Raw genomic sequence first — 22,831 nt, forward strand, 5'->3', positions numbered from 1 at the left:
ACGCAACGCGAAGAGGCGCTGCATCGGCGGCGGTTACAGCAATATCACCAGGCAACAGGCGTTCAACACAGGAGACCGCCATGCAAGAGATCAAACGGGGTAGAAGGCAGGCCATCAAGACGATCGGCGCGGCACTCGCGGCGTCCACCTTGCCGATGCCGTTCATCAACCTGCGCGCGCAGGAACACAACTTCAGCGGCAAGACGCTGCGTCTGTTGACCTGGTCGGACGACACAGGCGCGGCCGCGTTGCGCAACATCGCCGCCACCTTCACGGCGAAAACCGGCGCCAAAGTGATCGCCGACCGCGCCGACGGCACCTCCGGCATGGTCGCCAAGGTGAAGGCCGCGGGCGATCGCCCCACCTACGACGTCATCACGCTGGCGGGCGTCGGCGCAGCGGGTCTCGGCGACGCCGGCCTGCTGATGAAGCCCGATCTGGACAAACTGCCGAACCTCAAAGACGTCGCGCCGCAATACCGCACGGGCGCGAACGGCTTCGGCGTCGGCTATCTGCTGTGGTCGGACGGGTTGATCTACAACACCTCGACCGTGAAGACCGCGCCGGCATCGTACGAAGCGCTGTGGGATCCCAAGTACGCCGGCCGCCTGTTCCTGCCGCCGCCCGAGTGGGCCGAAGCGGTCGACCTCGCGATCATCGCCGCGAAGATGAACGGCGGCTCGCAGCAGAACATCGAGCCGGGCTTCAAGAAGCTGATGCAACTGAAAGATCGCGTGATGACGCTCGGCGAGAATCCGAACCAGGTGGCCGATCTGTTCCGCACCGGCTCGCTCGATATTGGCGGCATTTATTCGCCGGCGTTTTTCCCCGACCAGATCCGCAAGCCCGAATACAAGATGGGCGTGACCTACGGCATGAAGGAAGGCTTCGCCACGCAGTTGATGTTCACGGTGATCCCCAAGTCGCACCCGGGCGACAGCGATCTGATCCACGCCTTCATCAACCACTCGCTCGACGCGGGCGTGCAAGGCCGCATGGCCGCCGACGTGCTGAACGGCCCGGTCAATTCGAAAGCGGTGATTCCCGCCGAGAGCCGTGCGTTCGTGCCGAGCCCGCAGCAGATCGCCGAGAAGGCCGTGTTGCATGACGACAAGGCGCTCGCCGTCGTGCAGCCGGCATGGATCAAGCGCTACACCGAAATCTTCTCGGCATGACCACGATGCTCGCGCGCTTTTCGCGGCGTGCTTCGGCGGCGTCCGCTGCTTCGTCAAATACGATGCCGGACGCCGGGCCCGATCTCGTGCCCGATGCGCCCGCCGCCAGCGCGATGGAAAAGGCGCGGCCGTGGCTGCTGCTCGCGCCGATCCTGTTGTTTCTCGCCATTCTCGGCGCGGCGGCGCTGGTGGTGCTGCGCATGAGCTTCGGCACGCAAGGCAACGAGTGGCGCGGCTTCACGCTGCAAAACTACGCGGACCTGCTCGACGGCTACTTCATGAAGTCGTTGTGGCTCACGTTGAAGCTCGCATTCCAAAGCATGATCTGCGCGGTGCTGCTGGCGATTCCGGTCGCGCTGGCCATGGCCCGCACGAAGTCGCGGCTCGCCCGGCGCCTCCTGCTGGCCGGCGTGCTGCTGCCGCTGCTCGTCAACCTGCTGCTGCAAGGTTATGGCTGGCTGATCATTCTCGGGCCGGCTGGCATCCTCAATCACGCGCTGCTCGGCAGCGGCCTCGTGCAACGCCCGTTGATGTGGCTGTACCGCGAAAACGGCGTGCTGCTCGGGCTGATCCAGACCGCGTTTCCGCTCGCCGTGCTACCCCTTTCGAGCGCGATGCGCGCGGTGTCGACTTCTTACGAGGAAGCCGCCGCCACGCTCGGCGCGACGCGCTGGCAAACGCTTCGTCACGTCCTGCTGCCGCTCGCCATGCCCGGCCTCGTGTCCGGCGCACTGCTCGTGTTCGCTTACAACGCAAGCGCGTTCGCCGTGCCGCTTTTGCTCGGCGGACGACGCGTGCCGATGCTCGCCGTGCTGGTCCACGATCAGGTCGCGCCGTTGCTGAACTGGCCGGCGGCGTCCGCGTCGGGTGTCGTACTGATGGTCGCCACGCTGATCGTGATGGCGCTGTCGCAGCGTCTCGTGCGCCGTACCCCACGTCTCGCCGAGGAGCCTCACGCATGAGCACGCCTGTTCAAACCGCGCAAACCGCGCAAGTCGTTCGCCGGCAGCCGCGATCGCCCCGCTCACCGCGCTGGCCTTCCGTCATGCCCGGCCAGCTCGGCAAGGCCACCGCCCTGCTCGCGGCGATCGTCCTGTTCCTCGCCGCGCTGCCGATCCTCACGATGATCACGATGTCGTTCAGCGCGGCCGACACGCTCGAATTTCCGCCGCACGCCTATGGCCTGCACTGGTATCGCGCCGCGTGGCACAGCTTCGTGTCACCGGACGCAAGCGACTCGCTGTCGATGGGCGCCGCCTTGAGCACGAGCCTGATCGTCGCGCTCTCCACCATGGTGATCGCCACGCTCGTCTCCGTGCCCGCCGCCTACGCGCTGAGCCGCTACCGCTTTCGTGGCAAGCCCGCGGTCGAACAGCTGGTCGCGCTGCCGCTCGTCTATCCGCTCGTGATGCTCGGCCTGTCGCTGCTGCTGGTGTTCAACGTGCTGCCGGTCGAACTCGGCGTGTTCCGCCTGATCATCGCGCACGTGATTCTGGCGCTGCCGTTTACCGTGAAGAACTGCGCGGCCTCGGTCGCCGCCATCGGCCCGGAGTTCGAAGAGGCCGCCTGCGTGATGGGCGCGAGTCCTGGCCGCGCGCTCGTCGACGTGATCCTGCCGCTAATGCGCCCCGGCATTCTCGCCGGCATGCTGTTCGCGTTCATTGTCTCGTTCAACGAATTCACGGTGACGTTTTTCCTTTACGGCATCGATACGATGACGCTGCCGGTGTGGCTCTATAGCCGCACGGTGTCGTCGCTCGATCCGACCGTGTTCTGTTTCGCCGTATTCATTGTCGCGATCGACTTCGCGCTGATCTGGCTGCTCGAAAAGCTGATCGGCGACGAAGGCGTCGCACTGTGACTGCCCCCCTCGAACACGCGCTCATGACGACCCGTTGCTGGAGCATCCGATGACCCATTTAACGTTGCAGGCCGTGACCCGGCGCTTCGGCGCGGCGCATGCCGTCGACAGCGTCGATCTGAGCGTGCCCGACGGCAAGCTGGTGTGCTTTCTCGGCCCGTCCGGCTGCGGCAAGACCACGCTGCTGCGGATGATCGCCGGTCTCGAAACGCCCACATCCGGCAGCATTCAATTCGCCGGACGCGACATCACGCGCCTGCCGGCGAACCAGCGCGACTTCGGCATGGTGTTCCAGTCGCTCGCGCTGTTTCCTCACATGACGGTCGCGCAGAACGTCGCGTATCCGCTGAAGCTGCGCAAAACCGCGAAGGACCAGCAGACGCGGCGCGTGGCCGAATTGCTGGACCTGATCCAGTTGCCGCACATGGCGAACCGGCCGGTCACGCAACTCTCCGGCGGCCAGCGCCAGCGCGTGGCGATTGCGCGGGCCATCGCGTCGCAGCCGAAACTGCTGCTGCTCGACGAGCCGCTCTCCGCGCTCGACGCCAAGCTGCGCGAGGCGATGCAGGTGGAAATCCGCCTGCTGCAACAGCGTCTCGGCATCACCACGATCATGGTGACGCACGACCAGCGCGAAGCCATGACAATGGCCGACGAGATCGTCGTAATGGAGAAAGGCCGCATCGCCCAGGTCGGCAAACCGCTCGACATCTATCGCGATCCGGTCAGCGAATTCGTCGCCGACTTCATCGGCCTCGGCAATATCCTGCCGGTCACGTACGATGGCGCGGGCGGCGTGAGCCTGCCGGGCGGCCGTCGCATCAGCGTGGCGCAGCCGGCGCGCGTGCCGGCGTCCAGCAGCGATATCCGTCTGCTGATCCGCCCGGAAGACGTGTGCGTAAAAGCGGCGTCCGACGCGGCGGGCCCGAACCGGCTGCAAGGCACCGTGACGTTTATCCGCGACGTGGGCGCATCGCTCGAAGCGACCATCGACTGCGCCGGCTTTACGCTGACCGCCGCCACCACGCCGCGCGAAACGCCGGGGCTCGCGCTTGGCATGCCGGTGTTCGCGGAATTGCCGCCGCATGCGTGCAAGCTGATCGCCGCGCGCGCCGCACACTGACTTCAGGCAAGACTCAGGCACCCAAGCGCACCGCCGAATCACTCAAGAATTCGCCCATTCCAATACCGATATTTTCGACAGAGGACAGACCATGAACCAGCGCCCCGTTGCCCAATCCAGCACCCGCCGGGTGTTCGCCACACTCGCCGCGACGCTCGCCTTCACCGCTCTCGGCGCGCTGAGCGCGTTGCCGTCCACCGCGCATGCGGATGCGCTCGACAACATCGCCAAGTCGGGCACGGTGCGCATCGGCGTATTCGAAGACTATCCGCCGTTCGGCTCGATCGGACCGGACATGAAGCCGATGGGCTACGACATCGACGTGGCCAACCTGATCGGCCGCGCGCTCAACGCCAAGGTCGAACTCGTACAGGTGACAGGCGACAACCGTATGGCTTACCTCGCCGACCACAAGGCGGACATGCTGCTGTCGGTCGGCCAGACGCCGGAGCGCGAGAAGGTGATCGATTTCTCGCAACCGTACGCGCCCTACTACCTCGCCGTGTTCGGCCCGAAAGCCTTGCCCGTGAAGAACGCCGCCGACCTCGCCGGCAAGTCGATTTCGGTCGCGCGCGGCACGCTGGAAGACCTGAGCGTGACCAAGATCGCGCCACCCACCGCGAACATCAAACGTTTCGACGATCCTAACGGCGCAATTTCGGCGTTTCTTTCTGGTCAGGTACAGTTGATGGTAGTCGGCAACGACGTCGGCGCCACGATTCTCGCGCGTCATCCGGCCAATGATCCCGAGCAGAAGTTCTCGCTGTTCAGCTCGCCCGATCACGTCGGCTTGAACAAGAACGAGCCGCGTCTGAAGCAGAAGGTCGACGAAACGATTGCCAAGGCCCGCAAGGACGGCACCATGAACGCGATTTCGCAGAAGTGGCTGCGCGCGCCGCTGCCGGCCGACCTCTGAACCTTTTTTGCGCGCGCCACGAAGCGTAATCCCGCGAGGAGATTGCCCGCGTGGCGCAGCGCCGGAGTTTGACCTAACGATGAGCGCCACGCCATGACTTATGCGTTCGATTTCAGCGGCTTCGGCCTTTATGCGGGCATGCTCGCGCGCGGCGTCGCCGTGACCTTGGGGCTGACGGCCGTCTCCACCGTGCTCGGCGCGATTGTCGGCATTGCCGGCGCGAGTGTGGCGGTGGCCGGGCCGAAATGGGCGCGCTGGGTGGTGGCGAGTTATGTGGAGTTGATCCGCAATACGCCGTTCATCGTGCAGTTGTTCTTCGTGTTCTTTGGCTTGCCGAGCCTCGGCATTCATATCGACGAAGTGCAGGCCGCGATTCTGGCCATGACCGTCAATCTGGGCGCGTACGCGATCGAAATCGTGCGCGCCGGCATCGACTCGATTTCCCGCGGCCAGGTGCAGGCCGCGCAGGCGCTCGGTTTGCACGGAGGGCAGGTGTTTCGCTATGTCGTGCTGCCGCAGGCCATCGCCAACGTGTTTCCCGCGCTGCTGAGCCAGGTCTTGATCGTCATGCTCGGCTCGGCCGTGGTCTCGCAGATCTCCGTGCCCGATCTCACCTACGCGGCCAACTTTATCCAGTCGCGCAACTTCCGCTCGTTCGAAAGCTACCTGATCATCACCGCGACGTATCTGTTGTTGTCCATCGTCTTGCGGCAAATCATCAACCGGCTCGGCCGCGGTCTGTTCGCGGGCCGCGCGGCGCGCGGCAACGACAGCGCGCCGCGTAACTGGCGCAACCGCCTGATGTGGCGCGGTGCCCGCACTCTGCCCACGGAGCGTTGATCATGGTCGAATTCACGCTGTGGGACATTGCCCGCAATCTGTTGCTCGCCGCCCGCTGGACGGTGCTGCTCTCGTTGATCGCGTTCGTGGGCGGCGGCATCGTCGGGCTGATTCTGCTCGCCATGCGCGTGTCGCCGATCGGCTGGCTGCGCCGTATCGTCGTGGTGTACGTGGAAGTGTTTCAAGGCACGCCGCTGCTGATGCAGCTTTTCCTCGCGTTCTTCGGCTTGCCGCTGCTCGGTGTCGACGTATCGCCGTGGGTCGCGGCCACTGTCACGCTGACGCTCTATACCAGCGCGTATCTGGTCGACATCTGGCGCGGCTGCGTCGAAGCCGTGCCGCGTGGTCAGTGGGCCGCGGGCGCGAGCCTCGGCATGACGTTCGGCCAGCAGTTGCGCTATATCGTGTGGCCGCAGGCGCTGAAAATCGCCGTGGCGCCGACGGTTGGTTTTCTCGTGCAGGTGGTGAAAAGCACGGCGCTCGCGTCGATCATCGGCTTCACGGAATTGACCAAGACCGGCACCATGATCACCAACGCCGCGTTCCGCCCGTTCCCCATCTACGGCATGGTCGCGATGATTTACTTCGCGATGTGCTTCCCGCTGACGTGGTACGCGCGGGTGCTGGAGAAACGGCAGAAGGTGGGCCAGCATCGCTGAAATGTGCAGCGATGGGCGGATAAAAAAGCGTTCAACCGCTCGGCACGGTTGAACGCTTTTTTGTATGCCGCCTGACAGAACTAGCGCGCCGCGTGCGTCGACTTACGCAACTTCGCCACGTCTTCCGCCGTCACCGCCGGCGCGCCGTTGTTCCAACCCGCCCGCACGAAGGTCAACACATCCGCGATCTGCTGGTCGTTGAGCACGGGTGCGTACTTCGGCATCGGATACGGCGCGGGAATGCCGCCGATCACCAGGTCCTCCGTGCCGTTCAGCGTCACGTTGATCAGCGACGACGGATCCTTTTCCAGCACGTTCGGATTGCCGGACAACGGCGCCAGCATCGGCGCGAAGCCGCGTCCGTCGACGCCGTGGCAGTGCATGCAGTACGCCGTGTAGACGCGCGCGCCTTCATTGTTCGCCGGACGGTTCAACGACACTTTGGTCGCCTGCGGATCGTACGCATAAGGCGGCGCGCCGGTGCCGCCCGCCGACGGCAGCGACTTCAGATACGTCGTCATCGCGGCGATGTCGGTGTCGTTCATGTTCTGCGTGCTGTTGTTGATCACGCTGGTCATCGAACCGAACGCCGATGCATGGCGATTCGCGCCGGTCTTCAGAAACGCCTGCAGATCCTGATCGTTCCAGCGGCCCAAGCCGACGTTGTGCTCGCCGGTAAGGTTCGCCGCGAACCAGCCGTCGAGCAGTCCGCCGGTCAGAAACGCGCTGCCGCTTTCATCGAGCGCCTTCTCCTGAAACGCGATACCACGCGGCGTGTGGCACGAGCCGCAGTGCCCCAACCCCTGAATCAGATACGCGCCGCGATTCCAGGCCACGTCTTTGCCCGACTTGTCCTGGTAGACGCCTTTCTCCAGGAACACCATGTTCCAGAATTTCAGCGGCCAGCGCATGTTCAATGGCCACTTGATGTCCGGCTCGCGGTTCGCCTGCTGCACGGGCGCCACGCCGCTCATGAAATACGCGTACAGCGCTTTCATGTCGTCGTCGTTGACCTTCGCGTACGACGGGTACGGCATCGCCGGATAGAGATTGTGGCCGTCTTTCGCGACGCCTTCGCGCATGGCCCGCGCGAAGTCCTCCTCCGTGTAACCGCCAATGCCGGTTTGCGGATCGGGCGTGATGTTGGTGGTGTAGATCTGGCCCATCGGCGTGGTCATCGGCAGGCCGCCCGCAAACGGCTTGCCTTTCGGCGCCGTATGACAGGCGACGCAATCGCCGACCTTCGCCAGATAGGCGCCACGTTGCACGAGCGCAGGATCGGCGGATTGCGCGGCCGCCTGCGCCGGAGTCTGCGCGAACAACGGCAGCGTCACGCTCAACGCGACGGCAAAACCCTTCAGTGTGTTTTTCATATCGGGCTCCGGTCAGGCGGTTTGCAACTGGCTGCCAACGGGCAACTGCCGCAGCCGCTTGCCGGTGGCCGCGAAAATCGCGTTGGTCAGTGCGGGCGCGAGCGCCGCCGTGCCGGGTTCGCCGATGCCGCCGGGCGCCTCGCCGCTCTTCACGATATGCACCTCGATAGGCGGCGTCTGATGGATCCGCAACATCCGGTAGTCGGTGAAGTTGTTCTGCTCGACGCGGCCGTCCTTGATCGTGATCTCGCTATAAAGCGCCGCCGTGATGCCGAAGATGATGCCGCCCTGCACCTGCGCCTCCACCGTGTTCGGATTGACCACCATGCCGCAATCGACCGCGCACACCACGCGCTTGACCGCCACCTCGCCCTGATCCACCGCGACATCCACGACGATCCCGAAGAAGCTGCCGAACGCATGCATGACGGACACGCCGCGCCCTTGCCCCTTCGGCACCGCGCTGCCCCAGTTCGCCGCCTGGGTGGCGACGTTGAGCACGTTCAACGCGCGCGGCGTCTTGCCGAGCAGATCCTGACGGTATTTGACCGGATCGACTTTGGCCTGCGCCGCGAGTTCGTCGATAAAGCTCTCCACCACGAAAGTGCCGCGCGTCGGTCCCACGCCGCGCCAGAATGCGGTGGGGACCGCGTGCGGCTCCTGACGAACGTAGTCGACCAGTTGATTCGGCAAGTCGTACGGCAGGTCCGAAGCGACTTCGACCGCATCCGGATCGAGGCCGTTCTTGAAAGCCGGCGGCGCGAAACGCGCCATCACCGAAGAACCGACGATGCGGTGCTGCCACGCAACCGGCTTGCCGTTCGCGTCGAGGCCCGCGGAAATCTTGTCGTAGTAGTACGGCCGGTACATGTCGTGCTGAATGTCTTCTTCGCGCGTCCAGACCACCTTCACCGGCGTCGACACCTGTTTGCCGACCTTGACCGCCTGCGTGACCATGTCGAATTCGAGCCGCCGCCCGAAGCCGCCGCCGATCAGGTGGTTGTGCACGACGATCTTGTCGGCGGGCAAACCCGTGACCGCCACGGCGGCGTCCACGACCCGCGTCGGCACTTGCGAGCCGAGCCAGACATCGCAGCCGTCGGGGCGCACATGCACCGTGCAGTTGATCGGCTCCATAGTGGCGTGCGCGAGGAACGGCTGTTGATAGACGGCGTCCACGCGCGTCTTGGCATTGTTGAATGCACTGCCGACGTCGCCGTCTTTACGCGCCACCGCGCCGTTGCGCTGCGAGGCGGCGGCCAGGTCGTCGACGATCTGTTTCATCGAAACGTTCGCGCCCGCGCCTTCGTTCCATTTGATCACGAGCGCCTGCACGCCGCGCTTCGCGGCCCAGGTGTGATCGCCGATCACGGCGACCGCGTTGTCGATCTTGATGACCTGACGCACGCCGGGGATCTTTTTCGCGTGGGTGTCGTCGACGCTCGCGAGCGTGCCGCCGAACACCGGACAATTGGCAATCGCCGCATAGACCATGTCGGGCACGCGCACGTCGAGCCCGAACTGCGCGGTGCCGTCCACTTTTTCCGGTGAATCGAGGCGCTTCGCCGGCGTGCCGATCAGCTTGAAGTCCTTCGGGTCTTTGAGCTTGACGTTCTGCGGCGCCGGCAGACCGGCGGCCGCGGTGACCAGCTCGCCATAGCCGATGCTGCGCTTGCTGGCCTCATGAATCACCTGCCCGGCCTGCGCATGGCAGCTCGCCGGATCGACTTGCCATTGCTGCGCGGCCGCGCTGATCAGGACCGTGCGCGCGGCGGCGCCGGCTTTACGCATCGGCTCCCACGCATAGCGGATCGAGGTCGAACCGCCCGTGAGCTGGCCGCCGAGCAGCGGGTCCATAAAGAGCTTTTCGTTCGGCGGCGCGTGGTCGACGGTGATCGAGTCGAGCGGCACTTCGAGTTCTTCGGCAATCAGCATCGGAATCGACGTATAGACGCCCTGGCCCATCTCGACCTTCGGAATCACGAGCGTGACCTTGCCCGCAGTATCGATCTGGATGAACGCGTTCGGCGCGAACACACCGCTTTGCGGCGTTTCGACACCGTCGCCGCCAATCACCGATTTGCCGGCCTTCTGATCCTGGCTGGCGGCCGGCATGCTGAAGCCGAGCAGCAGACCGCCACCGGCCGCCGCCCCCACCGTCACGCCGAACTTCAGAAAGGTGCGGCGGGACAATCCACCTGCGGCGCGCGCGCCGCCTTTCGAAGACGCGCCGCCGTTCTGTGCATCGAGCAATCCCTGGGACATGTCAGGCCCCCTTCGCGGCTTGCTTGATCGCCGCGCGGATGCGGTTGTATGTGCCGCAGCGGCAGATATTGCCGGCCATGGCCGCGTCGATGTCCGCGTCGGTAGGATTGGGGTTGCTCGCGAGCAGCGAAGCCGCCGACATCACCTGCCCGGACTGGCAGTAGCCGCATTGCACCACGTCCAGTTGACGCCATGCCTGCTGCACTTTCTGACCCGCCGGCGTGTTGCCCACTGCTTCGATCGTGGTGATCTTGCGGTCGCCGACCGCCGCTGCCGGCAAGACGCACGAGCGCACTGCCACGCCGTCGAGGTGCACGGTGCATGCGCCGCATTGAGCAATGCCGCAACCGAACTTCGTGCCGGTCAGGCCGACTAGATCGCGCAAGACCCACAGAAGTGGCATGTCGGGAGGCGCGTCGACGGTATGCGTCTGGCCGTTGATATTGAGCGTTGTCATTGAGCGGCTCCGAGAGTCGGGTTTATTGTTGATGAGGCTGTTTAGACAGAGACGTCGAACCAAAACGTGAAGACCTGCCGCGTTTATTCGATAAGCCGAACTAATACGCGATGCGGCTTTCCGATACTTGAAAGCGGCGGTTAATGCATGGCGCGAGCGCGCCGGAAACTGACCGGCAGATTGTAGCCGCGCATTAAGAAGTTCGCCGCCTGGCTGCACGCCGCCGGCCGGCCAAATAATGACCCCAGCGCATATTGCCAGGCTGAAAGCGGATTCGAATCAAAGCGTTACCTTGCGCGCACCCACCCGAGCCGAGCGACTTCGCACGATCGGTTAATCTTGTCGAATCATTGCCGTGCGATTTTGTTAGCATGGATCCGGTCTGACTATCCGAAGGAGCAGCACACATGAACGACTCGCAATGCACTCAATTCCTCTCGGACATTCGCCGGCCGCTATTGGCGCTGCACAAGGCCATTCTCGATCACGAGCGGGCAGCGTATGAGAAGGAATTCGGCCCGGTAACGCCAGCGGCTTTCCTGCAGGCGCTCATCAACGGTTCGGGTTTCCGCTGGCTCACGCCGCTCTCAACGGTGATTGCGAACGTCGACGAAATTCTCGACGACAAGGAAGCCGAGGCCACCGACCGGATCGCGGCGGCCGAAGCGGTAGCGGGACTCTTCTCGCCCGACATGCCGAACAATACTTTTCTGCCGCGCTACCTGCCGCTGCTGCATGCCGATCCGGCGATCCTGCATCAGCACGGTCAGGTGTCGCAGTTGTTGCGCGGGATCGAGTCGAAGTAACCGGCTCCCGAATTTCCTCACCATATAAAGTGCGTGGTTCGATCGCGCTTAACCCTGTTCGCACGATGGCGCCTTGTGGGCGTCATCGTGCGATTACCAGGCGTTTTTGGATGCGGACAATGGTTTTACGCCTTATTTCAAGGCAATTTATGCGCGATTCGTAAGAGTGTGTGTCGCGTGCGCGGCTCGTTTGTCATTGAAACGCGTCTGCGATCGAGCCACGTTTGAATTTGCCTGGCTTTGCTGAATAAAACAAAGGTGAGCTTCTGCGGGAGACGTTCCGGGCCGGCTACGAAAACCCGGTCAGCATGCAGCACGAAGCCCTGCTAAGGTAGCCAAACTTTCTTGCGACGCTCATCGTTATGCAAAACTGGCCGCTCCCCGAAAGCTATACGTTTCGCGATCAAACCGTGCGCTTCAACGTGACCGGCAACGGTCCGCCGCTAGTGCTGGTTCACGGCACGCCGTTTTCTTCGTATGTGTGGCACCGCATTGCCCCTCACCTCGCGCAAACGCGCACGATCTACTACTACGATCTGCTCGGCTATGGGCAATCCGAACAGCGCGACGCTCAGGACGTTTCGCTCGGCGTGCAGAACAGGTTGCTTGCGGAATTGCTCGTGCATTGGCGGGTAAATAACCCGGACGTCATCGCGCATGATTTCGGCGGCGCGACTTCATTGCGTGCGCATCTGATCGACGGCTGCGACTATCGCAGTCTCACGCTGATCGATCCGGTGGCGGTCGCGCCGTGGGGTTCGCCGTTCGTGCGGCACGTGCGCGAGCACGGTGATGCGTTCGCCGGCCTGCCGCCGTACATCCACGAGGCAGTGGTCAAGGCGTATGTGCGCGGCGCGATCGCGCGTGAGATTCCGGATCACGAGCTCGCGCCTTATGTAACGCCCTGGCTCGGGGCAACGGGCCAGGCCGCGTTCTACCGGCAAATCGCGCAGATGGATCAGCGCTACACCGACGAGGTCGAAGCGCACTATCCGCACCTACGTTGTCCGGTGCAGATTCTGTGGGGCGAGGAGGACCAGTGGATTCCGCTGGCGCGCGGCCGTCAACTGGCCGCAGCCATACCGGAAGCGCGATTTCAGCCGGTACCGAAGGCCGGCCACCTGATGCAGGAAGACGCGCCGGAAGCGATCGTCGCCGCGGCGCTGCGGTGGCTGGATTAAGGGCGCGCGCCTAGCCGCGTCCTTGCGGCAGGTACGGCATGGGATCGATCGGCTTGCCGTCGCGGCGCAACTCGAAGCCCAGCGAAACTCGCGAGTTCTTTTCGTCGCCCATTTCGGCGATCTGCTGTCCCTGCACGACGATATCGCCGGTTTTGACCAGCAGCTTGCGGTTATGCGAGTAAGCGGTCAGGAAGTCCTTGTTGTGCTGCACGATGATCAGACTGCCGTAACCGTTCAGGCCCATACCCGCATACATCACCTTCCCGTCCGCCGCCGCCCGCACAGGATCGCCCGGCTTGCCGCCGATTTCGATACCCCGCGTTTCGCCCGGCTGGAATCCTTCGACCACGCTGCCGCCCGCGGGCCAGGCCAGCGACACGGCATTCGCATGCCGCGCGGTTTGCTGCGCCACTTCGCGCGCTTCAGCGGCGCTCGGCGCGGGCGACTGGGCGGACTGCGATTGCGGCGCGCCCGCCACCGATGCGCCAGATGCCGCGGCCTGCCGCGCAGCGGCGGAAGCCGCGGCCCCGGAAGCCGCAGCGGCCTTGGCGGCCGCATTAGCCGCATTCACCGCCCGCACCGTTTCCGGCGACGCGACGTGCAACACCTGCCCGCGCTTCAGCCGCGAGGACGCCTTCAATCCATTCCAGGCTTGCAACTGCCCGACACTGCAATGATGATGCTGCGCGATGCGTGCCAAGGTGTCGCCACGTTTCACGCGATACACGAGCGGCGGTGACTTCCTGAGCAGCGCGCTCTGCTCGGCGCTGAGTGCGGCCGGCGTTGCGGCCGCCGCATCGGATGCCGGCGCACTCGCGGCCGGCACGCCGGACGCAACCGCCGCGCCTGATGCGGCGCCTGTCTGCGCACCCTGCTGCCCCACATTCGCACAACCACTGACCGCCAGCGCGACCCATGCGCCGGCCAGACTGGCCAACATCGTTCTGTCGAAACGCTTTCCCATCTTGTTCGACTCCTGCCTCATTCATTGTCGAGCTGGATGCCGCCTTGCCGCGAGCGATGCGCGCGCCCAACCGCCGCGCTGCTTTCCTCGCGACACAGCCAGGCCGCCTCGTGCGGCGCTCATCCATGCCGTGCCGGCCAACCCAACCCCATGCGTTCACGACCTGCCGGATGCCTCGGGCGCACGGATACCGCCCGCAAAAACAGCCGATCTTCTGCGAAAAGGGTCAGATTACCAATTAAAATTCAAGCGGAATTGTAAAGTGCGTTTTATAAAAAACGCGTCAGCTCACATACTTTGATACAAACCTTACGCACGGTATTGCGGACATCGTTGCTCATGCAACGTGTAGCGCGGCGGCGCGTGGCCATTGCAAGAGCGGTCGTTGTTGGACCGAGCGTCAAGCGCCATGCGCGCGCAGGCGCCCCCATCGGTCAGCCATGCGAGCCGCACCCACGGCTACACCTCGGCAACCGCACGATAACGTTTGCTTTAACGGCAAAGCGCCGCCAAAACTTGAATCGGCAGCGGGACCGACATTGAGCGTGGCGGGAGAATGGCGGCCGCGCGAGGACGGATTTGTTTCCGGCCTGCGCGATGGAAGCCGGCTAGCTGTAGTACTGGCCCTGGTACTTCACATAGCCGATCGGATGATGCGTAAAGTGCAGGACAGGCAGAACGGGATTGCGATTGTCTTGAGTGGGATAGGCGCTGGCGTCGGGGATGTATTCGCCTTGGGCTTCGATCGGCTGACCGGTCTGCAGTGCGGGAATCTCATGGGCGAGACCCTCGTTGTCGCCGAAACGCACGGCGACGAATAGCTCGGTGCCCACAAGATTCTCCGTACCGCCCTCGAACTTCACCACCGTGTCGACCTTGATGAGGAAGTGCTGGTGATTGGCGCCGTTGTGATTTTCCGGGCTGGCGAACACCTTGCTGATCGTGCCTTGCACGCACGCCAGCGGCGCGCCGATCGAATGAACGTAACTGTGGTGAGGAAGGATCTGCGTCGCGCGATTGCTCATGAAGTCTCCGTGAAAGGAATCAGCATTGCCTGCGGGGAAAACGTTGGGCGCGCCGTAAGCGGTAAGCCGCGAGCCGTAAGCCAAGAGCAGGCAGCGGCACCGTGAATTCATTTGAACAGAGCACGGCGCGCAAGTTCATCGCACGTTTGCATGGCGCCCACGGTGCCGGACTGCGTTGGCGGCCCTTCACCCCCGCACATGAAAAAGCCGATGCCCTGAGCATCGCCTTGACGCAGCGTCGAGTTGCCCACCCGATAGCGGGCAAGGGCCGGGATCATCGCGCCAATTCGCCGCAGGATGCGTCAAACTACGTGAAGCCATTTCACAAATGACTGATCCGGTATGAACCGCCATATAACGGTTTTCAGTTCCTAAGCATCCCGAACTATGCCCGCGCTATCGTGATGCCCAACGCCTCGAATGGCGCGGTCAGCGCTTCGGCGGTGTTCCGTTCGACTACGATCGTCCCCGCCGCCGTCACATCGGCGATCTTGTACGCCGAGGCCGCGTTGAGTTTTTCCGCCGACGCCAGCACCACCGTCTCCGCCGCGTGCGCGAGGAACGCGCGTTTCACATAGGCCTCTTCCCTGTCGCCCGTGCTCAGGCCCGCTTGCGGATGCACGCCGGTCACGCCCATGAAATACAGGTCGGCGCGAATGTGGCTGAGCGCTTCGATGGCTGCTGCGCCTACGTTGACCATCGAATGCCGGAACAGGCGCCCGCCGATCATGACGACCTCCAGCCCGGCATGGTCCGCCAGTTCGACGGCGACACTCGGGCTATGCGTGACGATCGTCGCGCGCAAGTCGCGTGGCAGATGGCGCGCCAGTTGCACGGCAGTCGTCCCGCCGTCGACAAACGCAATCTGGTCGCGCGCGATCATGCCGGCCGCCGCGCGGCCGATCGCCGCTTTCGACGCCGATTCGATCCGCTCGCGCCCGGCGAAATCCACCGCCGCCGGCGACGCCGGCAGTGCGCCGCCATGCACGCGTTGAAGCTGGCCCTCGGCGGCGAGTTCGCGCAGATCGCGACGGATCGTATCTTCCGACACCTCGAATTCCGCGCTCAAGGTTTTGGCGACGACTTGCCCGTTACGCTTTAGCGCGTCGAGTATCAATTGCTTTCTTTGCGACGTCAGCATCGGCGGCGATTCCTGGCTGGGTTCATGGTTTGCACGAAATTACTTGTTTTTGCACGATATCGCACGATACCATTGATTCGTATGCGGCATGAGCCGATCTCCCAACGCAACAGGATGCGAGCCATGAACGAAATCGCCAGCCGGGTAAGGATTGTCGATGTCGAGGTGCTGTCGGACGACTGGTACGTACTGAAAAAAACCACCTTCGATTACCAGCGCGCCGACGGCAGCTGGCAGCGCCAAAGCCGCGAAACCTACGACCGCGGTAACGGCGCGACGCTGCTGCTATACGATCCGCGCCGGCGCACCGTCGTGCTGACGCGGCAATTCCGCCTGCCGGCGTTCGTCAACGGCCATCACGGCATGCTGATCGAGGCGCCGGCGGGATTGCTGGAGGCCGCGTCGCCGGAAGAACGGATTCGCGCGGAAGTCGAAGAGGAAACGGGCTACCGCGTACACGAAGTGCGCAAGGTATTCGAGGCCTTCATGAGTCCGGGTTCGGTCACGGAGAAACTGCACTTTTTCGTCGCCGAATACGATGCGGTGGCGAAAGTCGGCCAGGGCGGCGGCCTCGCCGACGAAGGCGAAGATATCGAGGTGCTGGAACTGCCGGTGGATGAAGCGCTTGCAATGATCGAGCGTGGCGAAATCGTCGACGGAAAAACCATCATGCTGTTGCAATACGCCAGACTGAATCTGTTGAGGTGACAGCTGGAACGCGACGAGTTTCCGCATTTTCGGACTTATCCTAGCCACCATTAGGAAAAGGACGATAGGTTGAAGAAGGCAATAAAAATATTCTTACGCATTTCCTTGAGGTTGACCGGCGCCGCAGTCAAGGCCGCGCCGGTCGATCGAATGGAAAACCATCTCCGTCAGAATATTTTTAATTCACCGCTTCGAGCGAGGCGGCGAATGAAGCCGAGGTTCAATTGGATTCTCTCAGTTCAGCAAACAGATTCATGAGTGGTTTTTTCTTCGGCACGCTGATTGCCGCCGTCATCATGCTGCTGCTGTGCAATGCCGGTGAATTTTCGCCGTTTATGGCCAAACTGCATGCGTTGCAACAGGTTATCGTGACCGCGCTGATTTCAATCGTCATCGTCGATGCAAAGCCATTCGCCTACAAAACCGTCTGGCGCGAGCGCCGTTGCAGCTTCGTGCTCGATGAGGATATCAACGCCACCCTGCGCGGCAGAACCTTCGGCATTCCGTTCGGCGTGTTAGTCGGCATCCTGATTCAGAATTACGTGGTGAACTGAGCTGAGCGTCAATCCGTTCGGGATCGATACACCCGCCGCTATTCACGATCTTCATTTCGCCCGCATTCGCCGATAATCGGCAGCGCGGCGTTGGCGCGCCATCAATTCAATCGCAACTAGAATTTATGCCGGATCGCCGCCCGCACCACGACCTGCTTCGACGTCGATGAAGGAGACTGGGTACCGGGCGTGAAGGCTTCGTCCAGAATCGAATAGGTTGTGTCGCCTGTCACCTGCTGATATTCGCCCTGAATGTAGACGTCGGTGCGCTTGGACAGGTTGTAGTCCGCCATCAAGCCGAACGAGTGGATTTTCGGCTTTACGCCGCCGGTCGAGGCGTCGTAGGTTTCCATCGTGTACACGTACTGCGCGCCGACGAACAGCATCGGCGAGATCTGATACTTGCCGTTCACCTCGAAGTTCTGATACTTCAGCGAATTCAGCAGCACGCCCGGCGGCGCGAGCGGCGTCACGCCGAGATAGCCGTTGCCGGTCGGGTCCAGATAGTTCGAATTGGTATAGACGAAACCGGCCGTCGCCGGGCCGAACGTATAAGTGATGCCGCCGCCGAACACCCGCATACGGGCGGCGATGAAGCCGGCGTCGTTCGCCGTGACCGCACCATTCGCGCCGTTGCCGGGATTATTGGCCTGCAGATACGCGGCGGCCACCAGCAAGCCGCCATACGCATACTGACCGCCGAAACTGTACGCGCGATTGTTCGCGAAATTGGTGTCGTTGCTGAAGCTGTAGACGCCACCGAATTGAAAGCCGGACAGCGACGGACTGGTGTACTTGACCGCGTTGTCGAGGCGAAACGTGTTGTCCGTGTTGTCGTTATCGTACGGGTGCGAGAAGAGCGAGCCCGCCCAGTTGCCGTTGGCCGTGGTCTGGGCCAGGTAGTCGACCACCGAGTCGTACTGGCGGCCGAACGTCAACGTGCCGAACCGGTCCGCGCTCAAACCGACGAACGCCTGGCGGCCGAACATCCGGCCACCCTGATTCAGCCGCCCGGAACTCACGTCGAAACCGTTTTCCAGCTGGAAAATGGCCTTCAGACCGCCGCCCAGATCCTCGGCGCCTTTCAGCCCCCAGCGGCTGCCTTGCGCAAACCCGCTCGCCAGCTCGTAGACATGGCCACGGCCGACATTGTTGGTGTAGTTGATGCCTTCGTCGAGCACGCCGTAGAGCGTCACGCTCGTCTGCGCCGAGGCCGACGCGGCAAAAGTGGCGGACACAGCGGTGGAGACAGCTAGCGCGAACACTTGCCTGTTCATGACGATCTCCCTGCACTCGAGCAATGGGACAACTCGATCCGGCCGCTTTTGTTCTTGGCGCTTGGACCCGGGACTGACCGCCCCGGATGCGCTTTACGGAAATCCTCACACGCCGTTAGCCTGCCGTCCATTGGGTGTCGTGTCGATATCTCAAATTGTTGCGAAATCTCCACTTGGTGCGACAGCCCCTTTTATCGCAGCGCTCATTCAGGTAAACGATGCAGCGCCCGGCGGTCTTGAGCCGGGCAACGCTCGACGCGCCGTTGACTTGCGCCGCGCGGAGCGGATTTGTCACGGAAAGAAATATAATAGAAGGCTTTTGCGGCGCCGCAGCGGAACTCCGCGCCGACACGAAGGTCATTTTTACTGCTTGCTCGACCGTGGCAATCGCGCCTTGGCATCCGTGCCGGACCGCGGCCGGTTGAGCGCGGCGCCGTGAATCGCGTACGCGCCGCTGTATTCCAATCCAATTTCTAAAAGCCTTGTGAGACGCCTGCCGCGCTGGATCAGCGCGCCGTCGCACGGGGCTTGCTTTGGGCATCACACAATGCAAAAGTCTCAACCCCGTCTGATCGAGCTCGATTTTTTTCGCGGACTGGTCCTTCTGATCATCGTCGTCGATCACATCGGCGGCAGCATCCTGTCGCGTATCACGCTGCACGCCTACGCGCTGTGCGATGCCGCTGAAGTCTTCGTGTTCCTCGGCGGCTTCGCCACCGCCACGGCCTATGCCGCGCTGGCCGAACGGCGCAACGAGACGATCGCGCGCAGCCGCTTCCTGCGGCGCTCGCTGGAAATCTATCGGGCGTTTCTCGTGACCGCCGCCTTGATGCTGCTGGTCAGCGCGGTACTCACCGCGTTGAGCATCGACGGACCGAATCTCGCCACCACGGATCTCGACGACCTGATCGACACCCCGTTCGCCGCGCTGGGCGACATTCTGCTGTTCCGCCGCCAGCCTTATCTGGCTTCCGTGCTGCCCATGTACGCGTTCTTCGCCCTGCTCGTGCCCATGATCCTGCCGCTCGCGCGCAGCAAGCCATGGCTGCTGCTGGCCGGCAGCATCGCGCTGTGGGCCGGGGCTCCGGCCATCGACGCCTACCTGCCCGCCGCGCCGGACATGCACTGGGACTTCAACCCGTTCGCCTGGCAATTGCTGTTCGTGCTCGGCGTGCTGGCCCGCTGCCAGCCGGTCTATCAGCGCATCAGCACGCACCGCCTGAGCTGGCTCGTCAGCGTGCTGGCGTTCGCCGTGGTGGCGGCCGCGGCTTACTACAAGCTCTTTATCGAGCGCGAGCCGCTCGATGCCAGCCTCAAACAGAACCTCTCGTATCTGCGCGCGGTCAATTTTCTCGCCATCGCCTGGCTCGTCGCGAATCTGATTCAGCTCGGCTGGGCGAAGAAGCTCGCGCAATGGATGCCGTGGGTCGGCGTGATCGGACGCAAGGGGCTCTTGTGCTTTATCGCCGGCGCCGTGATCTCGCTCGTGGTCGATTCCGTGCTGTACGCGGCGACGGACGGCTATCTCAACTATCCGCTCGGACTGCTCGCCGATGCGGCAGCAGTCGCCGCACTGTTCGCGGTAGCGCTGGGCGCCGAGCCGCTCAAGCGGCTGGCTGGGCGGCTCTATAACGGGCGGCTGCGCACGTCGCCCTGAGCGACCGTGCGTGCGTGAGTGAGTGCAACCGTGCGCCAGCGCTAGAAATTCCACAGCCGATCCTGATAGCATCACGGCCGCGCGCGACCTGCGCGGCGCGCCTCCTGATCCGACATGCGTCTATTCCTACGTTCCGCACTCGTTGCACTTTACGCCGCGTCCACCAGCGCGCCGACGCTCGCCAGCACCGTCATCAGCCGAAGCTTCTATTCGGACGCGCTCGGCCGCGACTGGTCCTACACGATCTATCTGCCGACCGGCTACCGCCATGACGCCGGCCGCCTGCCCGTGCTCTACCTCCTGCACGGCAACAACGGCGACGCCAACGACTGGATCACGCAAGGCCATCTGCAAACGGCGGCCGACGCGCTGATCGAGCACAAGGCCATGCCTCCGGTCGCGATCGTGATGCCGCAAGGCGGCACGGACTGGTACGTCGATCGCAAGGAGAAGATGGAGACCGCGTTTTTCGACGATCTGCTGCCCGAAATCGAAGCGCACTACGCGGTCGCGACACAGCGCAGCGGACGGATGATCGGCGGCGTCTCGATGGGCGGCTTCGGCGCGCTGCGGTACGCGATGACGCAGCCGGAACGCTTTTGCGGCGCGCTGCTGCTCAGCCCCGCGATCTATGCGAATGAACCACCGCGCGCCTCGGCGGCACGCCGCGTCGGAGTGTTCGGCGAGCGCGAGTTCGATGCGCGTGTCTGGCACGAGCTCAATTATCCGGCGCAGTGGGAACGCTACATGAGCCGGCCGTATCGCCTGCCGGTGTTCATCGCTGCAGGCGACGACGACCTCGCGATCCAGGCCGAGGCATCGTCGCTCTATACGCACCTCCGGCTGTCGGGAAATCCCGCGGCGCTGCGCATCATCGACGGCGGCCACACCTGGGACGTCTGGAGTGCGCTGCTGCCCGCCGCGCTGAAATACACGCTTGGCTGCGTAAAGCCTGCGCCGCAGGAACATCCGTCGAATCAGCGACCCTGAACGGATCAGGCGTCGCGGCAGACCGGACCGGGCAACACCGTGCAACTATTGCACGAGGTCGGTCCACAACACCATCAGCACGGTCATCAGCGCGGGGCCGATGAAAATACCGAGCAGCCCGAACGTTTCCGCTCCGCCGAGAATGCCGAACAGCACCAGCAGGAACGGCAACCGCGTCGAGTTGCCGATCAGCACCGGCCGCACGAAGTGCTCGGCGACGAACACCACGACCGAGCCGAACACGGCAAGGCCGATGGCCGCCGCCACCGAGCCTTGCGACATCAGCCACACAGCCGCGATGGCAAAGGTGATCGGCGCGCAGAACGGCAGCATCGCCGCGATCGCGGTAATGAACGCGAGCAGCGCAACGTGCGGCAAGCCGGTCACGAAGTAGGCGACGCCCATCAACGCGCCTTCGCCGAGTCCGACCACGACCAGTCCCGAGACAGTGCCGCGCACCGCCGCGGCCATGCGTTGAAGAAGCTGCGCGCCGTCGTCGCCGAAACCCCGCCGCACGCCTTTGAGCAGCGAGCCCGACAAACGCGGGCCTGCCTGAAAGATCACGAACAGCGTGACCAGCATGAACGCGAACACCGTGACGGCATGCACCGCACGCGCGCCGAAGTGCCGGCCGAGCGTCACGACCGCCGGACTATGCAGTCCTTTCATGGCGGCCGACTCGCGCAGCGGCTGAGCGAGGTTGGCCTGCCACCAGCCTGAAATCTGTTGCACGCCGAACGGCAGGTGCTGGATGAAGTCCGGCAGCGGAATGCCGTTTTCCTGCACGGTCTTGAACCACTCGTTCAGGTCATGCGCTTCGCGAAGCGCCTGAGCAATGCCGATACCCACAGGCAGCACCACCAGCAACGCGATCAGCAGCGTGAGCACCGCCGCGATCAGCGTCGTGCGGCCGGTGAACCAGCGGTTGCCCTCGACCTTGCGCAACAGCGGCCACAGCGCGATGGCGATCACGCCGGCCCAGGCGACCACCGCGATGAAATCGCGCACCACCCACAGCGCCAGCAGCACGAGCCCGATGTACAGCACGAGCGAGGCCGTTTTCTGCTTCTTCGGGCGGTCTTGCGCTTCGGGCGGTTCAGGAGGTGCGACTGGTGAGGATGAAATCATGTGAGCTCTTATGGTTCTGGGAAGACGTCCCATCAGGGACTTGTTCGGGGCGTGTGCGAGCCGACCGAAAAAATGCAAAACCGCTACACTGGCGCTGCACGGTCGCTCATCAATAACCACATCTTAAAGGAAGCACCGGCGCCCTTTGCGGGCAGCGGCCTTGTCTCACCGCGTACAACACTGCGTTGCAAAAATCCGGCCTATTACCGTCATAGCAAGACCGCGGCCCGCAAAGCCCCGTCTTATCGGCATAGCTCGAATGTCAAGTTTCATTGTTGCTGTTTCAAGAACAGTGTTTCAACGGCGACACAATGGCTATCCGGCGCGCGTCGGACTACATTCGGCACACCACAATACGGAGCCGACGACGATGACCCTAGAGTCCATCCCCCTGGACGGTGCCAATGGCGTACGCATCGAAATTCTCGAGCGCTCCGACACGACGCTGGTGATTCGCTGGGTCGAGCCGGGACGATGTCATTACGGTGAGCAACGGTGGCGGCGCAGGTCCGCACACACGTCAGGAACCTGCGCGGTGTCCCGCCGCAAGATTCGCCGCGGCGACGCGGTGTTCAAACCGGCCGAGCGGCCGGCGCCTTCCAATGCCTCCGCGATGATTTGCGCTGAACTTCTGGAGTGCGCCGAGGACTGATGCCTCAATCCCCTGCCGGCGTCGCGCGCGTTGACTCGACGCGCCCGATCCGCTCGGCGGAACCACCCACATAGCGGCA

Annotated in this window: 23 protein-coding genes; 15 read left to right on the forward strand and 8 right to left on the reverse strand. The window is 63.5% G+C overall.

Annotated elements, in window-relative coordinates:
* Positions 1 to 80 precede the first annotated feature (80 nt).
* From P0D71_RS11775 to P0D71_RS11805, 7 genes are all read left to right on the forward strand, one after another.
* The gene (locus P0D71_RS11775; RefSeq protein ID WP_091801731.1) at positions 81 to 1,175 is read left to right on the forward strand and encodes an ABC transporter substrate-binding protein; all 1,095 of its coding nucleotides are present in this window, start codon (positions 81 to 83) and stop codon (positions 1,173 to 1,175) included.
* Positions 1,172 to 2,137 carry an ABC transporter permease gene (locus P0D71_RS11780; RefSeq protein ID WP_408480126.1) on the forward strand — a complete coding sequence of 322 codons (966 nt, stop codon included), beginning with the start codon at positions 1,172 to 1,174 and terminating at the stop codon, positions 2,135 to 2,137. The genes P0D71_RS11775 and P0D71_RS11780 overlap by 4 nt, the downstream gene beginning before the upstream one ends.
* Positions 2,134 to 3,036 (forward strand): ABC transporter permease, encoded by a 903-nt coding sequence (locus tag P0D71_RS11785; protein ID WP_091801737.1) that lies wholly within the window; start codon positions 2,134 to 2,136, stop codon positions 3,034 to 3,036. The genes P0D71_RS11780 and P0D71_RS11785 overlap by 4 nt, the downstream gene beginning before the upstream one ends.
* A 49-nt stretch (positions 3,037 to 3,085) precedes the next feature.
* Positions 3,086 to 4,159 carry an ABC transporter ATP-binding protein gene (locus P0D71_RS11790; protein ID WP_408480129.1) on the forward strand — a complete coding sequence of 358 codons (1,074 nt, stop codon included), beginning with the start codon at positions 3,086 to 3,088 and terminating at the stop codon, positions 4,157 to 4,159.
* Between the two features lie 91 nt (positions 4,160 to 4,250).
* The gene (locus tag P0D71_RS11795) at positions 4,251 to 5,075 is read left to right on the forward strand and encodes a transporter substrate-binding domain-containing protein (protein ID WP_408480131.1); all 825 of its coding nucleotides are present in this window, start codon (positions 4,251 to 4,253) and stop codon (positions 5,073 to 5,075) included.
* A gap of 93 nt (positions 5,076 to 5,168) precedes the next feature.
* Positions 5,169 to 5,915 carry an amino acid ABC transporter permease gene (locus P0D71_RS11800; protein WP_408480133.1) on the forward strand — a complete coding sequence of 249 codons (747 nt, stop codon included), beginning with the start codon at positions 5,169 to 5,171 and terminating at the stop codon, positions 5,913 to 5,915.
* Between the two features lie 2 nt (positions 5,916 to 5,917).
* Positions 5,918 to 6,574, forward strand: a complete 657-nt coding sequence (locus P0D71_RS11805; RefSeq protein ID WP_408303574.1) for an amino acid ABC transporter permease — start codon at positions 5,918 to 5,920, stop codon at positions 6,572 to 6,574.
* Between the two features lie 80 nt (positions 6,575 to 6,654).
* Here the strand turns inward: P0D71_RS11805 and P0D71_RS11810 are convergent, their stop codons facing one another.
* Genes P0D71_RS11810 through P0D71_RS11820 form a run of 3 tightly spaced genes read right to left on the reverse strand, consistent with a single transcriptional unit; the run spans position 6,655 to position 10,669 of the window.
* Complete coding sequence (locus P0D71_RS11810; protein WP_408480135.1) at positions 6,655 to 7,947, reverse strand: c-type cytochrome; 1,293 nt, start codon at positions 7,945 to 7,947, stop codon at positions 6,655 to 6,657.
* 12 nt (positions 7,948 to 7,959) lie between these two features.
* Entirely contained in the window at positions 7,960 to 10,212 is a 2,253-nt protein-coding gene (locus P0D71_RS11815; protein WP_408480137.1) for a xanthine dehydrogenase family protein molybdopterin-binding subunit, read from the reverse strand.
* A gap of 1 nt (position 10,213) precedes the next feature.
* Positions 10,214 to 10,669: a (2Fe-2S)-binding protein gene (locus tag P0D71_RS11820; protein WP_091801759.1), complete on the reverse strand. Its 456-nt coding sequence runs from the start codon at positions 10,667 to 10,669 to the stop codon at positions 10,214 to 10,216.
* Positions 10,670 to 11,076: 407 nt separating this feature from the next.
* On the opposite strand from P0D71_RS11820, the gene P0D71_RS11825 reads away from it, so the two are divergent.
* The gene (locus tag P0D71_RS11825) at positions 11,077 to 11,475 is read left to right on the forward strand and encodes a hypothetical protein (protein ID WP_091801762.1); all 399 of its coding nucleotides are present in this window, start codon (positions 11,077 to 11,079) and stop codon (positions 11,473 to 11,475) included.
* A gap of 362 nt (positions 11,476 to 11,837) precedes the next feature.
* Positions 11,838 to 12,656, forward strand: a complete 819-nt coding sequence (locus P0D71_RS11830; RefSeq protein WP_408303577.1) for an alpha/beta fold hydrolase — start codon at positions 11,838 to 11,840, stop codon at positions 12,654 to 12,656.
* Between the two features lie 10 nt (positions 12,657 to 12,666).
* Here P0D71_RS11830 and P0D71_RS11835 read toward each other — a convergent pair whose 3' ends face one another.
* Together P0D71_RS11835 and P0D71_RS11840 are read right to left on the reverse strand one after the other, a co-directional pair.
* Entirely contained in the window at positions 12,667 to 13,620 is a 954-nt protein-coding gene (locus P0D71_RS11835; RefSeq protein WP_408480139.1) for a peptidoglycan DD-metalloendopeptidase family protein, read from the reverse strand.
* A gap of 608 nt (positions 13,621 to 14,228) precedes the next feature.
* The gene (locus tag P0D71_RS11840) at positions 14,229 to 14,645 is read right to left on the reverse strand and encodes a hypothetical protein (protein ID WP_408480141.1); all 417 of its coding nucleotides are present in this window, start codon (positions 14,643 to 14,645) and stop codon (positions 14,229 to 14,231) included.
* A gap of 101 nt (positions 14,646 to 14,746) precedes the next feature.
* Between P0D71_RS11840 and P0D71_RS11845 the strand changes: the two genes are divergently transcribed.
* A complete protein-coding gene (locus P0D71_RS11845) occupies positions 14,747 to 14,977 on the forward strand; it encodes a hypothetical protein (RefSeq protein ID WP_408480143.1) in 231 nt (76 codons plus the stop codon).
* Between the two features lie 53 nt (positions 14,978 to 15,030).
* Here the strand turns inward: P0D71_RS11845 and P0D71_RS11850 are convergent, their stop codons facing one another.
* The gene (locus P0D71_RS11850) at positions 15,031 to 15,786 is read right to left on the reverse strand and encodes a DeoR/GlpR family DNA-binding transcription regulator (protein ID WP_408480145.1); all 756 of its coding nucleotides are present in this window, start codon (positions 15,784 to 15,786) and stop codon (positions 15,031 to 15,033) included.
* A 123-nt stretch (positions 15,787 to 15,909) separates the two neighbouring features.
* Here P0D71_RS11850 and P0D71_RS11855 point away from each other — a divergent pair, with 123 nt between their 5' ends.
* Both P0D71_RS11855 and P0D71_RS11860 read left to right on the forward strand, forming a co-directional pair.
* Positions 15,910 to 16,494: an NUDIX domain-containing protein gene (locus P0D71_RS11855; RefSeq protein ID WP_408187800.1), complete on the forward strand. Its 585-nt coding sequence runs from the start codon at positions 15,910 to 15,912 to the stop codon at positions 16,492 to 16,494.
* 224 nt (positions 16,495 to 16,718) lie between these two features.
* Complete coding sequence (locus P0D71_RS11860; RefSeq protein ID WP_091801777.1) at positions 16,719 to 17,048, forward strand: hypothetical protein; 330 nt, start codon at positions 16,719 to 16,721, stop codon at positions 17,046 to 17,048.
* A 116-nt stretch (positions 17,049 to 17,164) separates the two neighbouring features.
* Here the strand turns inward: P0D71_RS11860 and P0D71_RS11865 are convergent, their stop codons facing one another.
* Positions 17,165 to 18,325 (reverse strand): porin, encoded by a 1,161-nt coding sequence (locus P0D71_RS11865; RefSeq protein WP_408187801.1) that lies wholly within the window; start codon positions 18,323 to 18,325, stop codon positions 17,165 to 17,167.
* A gap of 547 nt (positions 18,326 to 18,872) precedes the next feature.
* Between P0D71_RS11865 and P0D71_RS11870 the strand changes: the two genes are divergently transcribed.
* Positions 18,873 to 19,982, forward strand: coding sequence for an OpgC domain-containing protein (locus P0D71_RS11870; RefSeq protein ID WP_091801783.1), 1,110 nt, complete (start codon positions 18,873 to 18,875; stop codon positions 19,980 to 19,982).
* A gap of 114 nt (positions 19,983 to 20,096) precedes the next feature.
* Positions 20,097 to 20,972: an alpha/beta hydrolase gene (locus tag P0D71_RS11875; protein WP_408187802.1), complete on the forward strand. Its 876-nt coding sequence runs from the start codon at positions 20,097 to 20,099 to the stop codon at positions 20,970 to 20,972.
* Between the two features lie 45 nt (positions 20,973 to 21,017).
* Here P0D71_RS11875 and P0D71_RS11880 read toward each other — a convergent pair whose 3' ends face one another.
* Entirely contained in the window at positions 21,018 to 22,100 is a 1,083-nt protein-coding gene (locus P0D71_RS11880; protein WP_091801790.1) for an AI-2E family transporter, read from the reverse strand.
* A 370-nt stretch (positions 22,101 to 22,470) separates the two neighbouring features.
* Between P0D71_RS11880 and P0D71_RS11885 the strand changes: the two genes are divergently transcribed.
* Positions 22,471 to 22,752, forward strand: coding sequence for a DUF3331 domain-containing protein (locus tag P0D71_RS11885; protein ID WP_091801793.1), 282 nt, complete (start codon positions 22,471 to 22,473; stop codon positions 22,750 to 22,752).
* The last annotated feature ends 79 nt before the right edge of the window (positions 22,753 to 22,831 follow it).

Origin of the sequence: Paraburkholderia sp. RL17-383-BIF-A, assembly GCF_046028015.1 — a bacterium.
Classification (GTDB): domain Bacteria; phylum Pseudomonadota; class Gammaproteobacteria; order Burkholderiales; family Burkholderiaceae; genus Paraburkholderia.